This is a genomic window from Sphingomonas sp. Ant20 (assembly GCF_000783375.1).
Taxonomy (GTDB): domain Bacteria; phylum Pseudomonadota; class Alphaproteobacteria; order Sphingomonadales; family Sphingomonadaceae; genus Sphingomonas; species Sphingomonas aerolata.
Genome location: NZ_JRVI01000218.1, coordinates 1 through 3,346, shown reverse-complemented (window position 1 = coordinate 3,346; position 3,346 = coordinate 1). Strand labels below are relative to the sequence as shown.

The window sequence follows — 3,346 nt, the reverse complement described above, 5'->3', positions numbered from 1 at the left end:
CGCGCGGGCGAGACGATCGGCGCCTTCGCGCACGAGGATGCACAAGCGCCCGTGACCGCGACGCGCGATGGCGACGGCTGGACGCTCAGCGGCACCAAGGCGGTCGTGCACCAGGCAGGCGCCGCGTCGGTCTTCGTCGTCAGCGTCGAACAGCCGGGCGATCCGCTCGTCCTGCTCGGTCCCCGCCGACGCCGCCGGGGTGTCGGTCCGCCGCTACAGCGTCGTCGAGGGTGGCGGCGCGGGCGAGGTGACGTTTGACGGCGTCGCGCTCGGCCCTGACGCCCGGATCGGCACGGACGGGCAGGGGCGTGCGGTGGTCGACGCGGCGATCGAGGCGGGGCTGCTCGCGCTGTCCGCCGAGGCGCTCGGCGCGATGGCGTTCGTCAAGGACGCGACGCTCGGCTATCTGCGCGACCGCAAGCAGTTCGGCGTGCCGATCGGCAAGTTCCAGGCGCTGCAGCATCGCATGGCGACCGTGCTGCTCGAGATCGAACAGGCGCAGTCCGCGGTGATCAACGCGGCAGCGGCGTTCGACGGCGACGATGCGACCGCGCGCGCCCGCGCGCTGGCGGCGGCGAAATACACGATCGGCCGGACGGGCGCGCTGGTCGCGGAGGAATCGATCCAGCTCCACGGCGGGATCGGCATGACCTGGGAATATGCGGTGTCGCATTATGCCAAGCGACTGGTGATGATCGACCACCAGCTCGGCGACGAGGACCATCACCTCCAGCGCTATATCGACCTCGCCAAGGCCGCCTGAGGCGCGTCGAGCGGTCTCACCCGCTCCGTCACCCTGACGAAAGTCAGGATGACGGAAGGGTGGATGCGCGCGCGACCTACCGCCCGCGCTTGCCGATGATGGGCCGCAGGCGGACACCGAGGCAGATCACCGTCGGCCAGAACATCGTGTTCGCAACATCGACCAGCGTGTCGTCCCAGCGCCACGACCCGTAGTTCAGCCGGTCCATGATCTCGTTGAACGCCTCGCCCGCCGCGACCACCGTCCAGGGGATAAAGGTGCCGAACGAGCGCCGCGTGATGAGCCGTGCGATCATCAGCAGCGCCATGCCCGCATGGATATGCAGGATGGTGTCGGGCAGCCCGGTGCCGTCGCCGACCCAGTCGATCCACTGATGATAGAGTTTGGGTAACACGTAGAGCCTCCGCCGCGGGCAGGGTGCTGCCCGGGCGGGGGCTTACCGTGATGATCGGCGCAGCGATACCGGCGTGATCAGCCGCGCACCGCCTTGCGGCAGGCCTTGACCAGATTGACGATCAGCCCCGACAGCGTCGAATAATTGGCATGGTGATAGGACGACCCGTCACCAAGCTCGCCTGTCAGGCGGCGATGCGCCTCAGGCAGCGCATGATAGGGCAGCCCCGGCAGCAGATGGTGCAGCGCGTGATAGCGCAGGCCCACCGGCGCCCAGATCTCGGCGAGCAGGCCCGGCGGCGGCACGTTGACGCTGTCGAGATACTGGTCGGTGATGCTCATCGCATCGCCCTCATTCTCCCACAGATGCGCGACCAGCGTGCGGACCTGGTTGAGCACCGCGATCGCCGAGACGATGGCGAGGAAGGTGAGCGAGGCGGCAAGCGGGAATACGCCGGTCGCGGTCAGCACGACGAAGCTGATCGCCCAGATGCTCGCCGCGGTCTCCCAGATCCGCCAGCTGCGCAGCGCGGCGCCCTCGGGCGGCTTGCGGCGGAACTGCGGGTTGATCGCGAGCGCGGAATAGCGCGTGACGACGATCTCGCGCAGCTTGGGCGATAGTAGCGACAAGGGCGCGAGCACGCCGTAGCGCAGGATCAGCCCGATCGGCAGCAGCGCCGACACCAGCACGAAGATCGCGAGCGTCGCCGCCGGCCCGCGGGCAAGCGGCATATATTCCGGATCGCGGTTCGTGCCGTAGCGCGTCTTGGCGTGATGCAGCGTATGGACGCCCTCGTACATCAGCGACGGCATCATCACCGGCACACCGAACAGGATGTTCCACCCCGCCGTGAAGCCGCGCACGGCGTTCGGCTTCATGTGAGACAGTTCGTGAATGAAGCTGAGCGCGCGGTACAGCGCGAGCACCGCGACGACCGCGCCGAGCAGCTTGGCCCAGACCGGCGTCGCGACGATCGCCACCGCCATGCCCGCATAGCCAAGGCCCGCCGACGCGATCAGATCGGTCCAGTAGACGATCGGGCGCGCCGCATGCAGGTCGCGCGTCAGCGACGCCGCGGCCTTGATCATCGCGATATCCTCGCGACCCGCCTGCGCCGCCTTCGGGCGCGCAAGCGCGGCCGAGGCCCGCGACAGGGTCGCAGCAAGGGGGTCGGGCGTGACGAATGCGGTTGCCATGATCATACCATTTTCGGGTGACGTATCGTCGTCGATACAGAAGAATTCAGGCTGAAAAATGGTGATGGGGCGACCGGAATCAACCACCCGGCCGCGCCGCGACCCATTGCACGTCGACGCCACGACAGACGCGCGGGGCCGTGAAGACCCGCCTGCATCGTTAATCTGAATTAGGAACGCTTTGCTGGCGCAATCGTTAGGGCGGTGGTTCCCAACCGGGCTCATTTTCAAGAAAGCGAATTTTATGAAGACATTGATCCTTGGCGCAGCCGCGCTTGCCATGACTGCCCTCCCCGTCGCGGCGAGCGCAGCACCGGCAACCGGCAACGCTGCAAAGTCGCTGTCGGTAGCGTCGTCGGTTCGCACCGGCACCGCCACCAAGCGCTCGAGCAAGATCGCAGCGGACAGCATCGCACCGCTCGTCATCGGCGTCGGCATGCTCGCGGGCGTCACCTACCTTGTCATCGACAAGGAAAATGACGACGACAACTCGGACAGCAACTGAGTAGTGCGCGGGGGCGGCGGTCGCGCCGCCCCCGCAACCTCTGTCGCCCGGTATCGGGCGATAGACGTTTCAAGCCTGCGACGTGTAGGGCTGGGACATGACCCGTATCGTCCGATGCTGCGCCCTGATCGTCCCGTCGCTCGCACTGCCCCTGGCATTGTCGGCCTGCGATCCGCCACGCTGGGCACGCGGTGGCGCTGATACCGACAGCCGCGACCCGATGGCGCGGCGTGATGCCGATTTCAGGCGCACCGAGACGCAACGCGTCGCGCAGGATATTGCCCGGACCGAAGAGTCCGTCCGCCTCGCGATTGCCGAAAAGCGTATCGAGGCGCTCGAAAAATCGCTCGCGGAGATGCAGACCACGCCCGAGACGGTCGAGATCGACCTGCTTAAGGGCCGTCTCGCGGCGGTCGAGGCCAAGGCCTATGCGCTGCAGGATGCCCCGCCATCCGCACCGCCCGCGGCCGCCCCGACGCCCACCCAGC

5 protein-coding genes and 1 pseudogene are annotated in these 3,346 nt (G+C 67.5%); 4 read left to right on the top strand and 2 right to left on the bottom strand.

Going from position 1 to position 3,346, the window contains the following annotated elements:
• Together NI18_RS25940 and NI18_RS18760 are read left to right on the top strand one after the other, a co-directional pair.
• Positions 1–258 (top strand): annotated as a pseudogene (locus NI18_RS25940) (hypothetical protein); the annotation flags it as partial.
• On the top strand, positions 248–763 hold the full coding sequence (locus NI18_RS18760) for an acyl-CoA dehydrogenase family protein (protein WP_198527069.1): 516 nt from the start codon (positions 248–250) through the stop codon (positions 761–763). The pseudogene NI18_RS25940 and the gene NI18_RS18760, both read left to right, overlap by 11 nt.
• Positions 764–839: 76 nt before the next feature.
• Here NI18_RS18760 and NI18_RS18755 read toward each other — a convergent pair whose 3' ends face one another.
• Both NI18_RS18755 and NI18_RS18750 read right to left on the bottom strand, forming a co-directional pair.
• Positions 840–1,157, bottom strand: coding sequence for a hypothetical protein (locus NI18_RS18755; protein ID WP_037532235.1), 318 nt, complete (start codon positions 1,155–1,157; stop codon positions 840–842).
• A 77-nt stretch (positions 1,158–1,234) separates the two neighbouring features.
• Positions 1,235–2,353 carry a fatty acid desaturase gene (locus NI18_RS18750; RefSeq protein ID WP_037532237.1) on the bottom strand — a complete coding sequence of 373 codons (1,119 nt, stop codon included), beginning with the start codon at positions 2,351–2,353 and terminating at the stop codon, positions 1,235–1,237.
• Positions 2,354–2,597: 244 nt separating this feature from the next.
• On the opposite strand from NI18_RS18750, the gene NI18_RS18745 reads away from it, so the two are divergent.
• Both NI18_RS18745 and NI18_RS18740 read left to right on the top strand, forming a co-directional pair.
• Positions 2,598–2,858, top strand: a complete 261-nt coding sequence (locus tag NI18_RS18745) for a hypothetical protein (protein ID WP_037532231.1) — start codon at positions 2,598–2,600, stop codon at positions 2,856–2,858.
• 97 nt (positions 2,859–2,955) lie between these two features.
• Positions 2,956–3,346 (top strand): hypothetical protein (locus NI18_RS18740; RefSeq protein WP_037532230.1); only part of this gene is annotated, 391 nt, incomplete at its 3' end.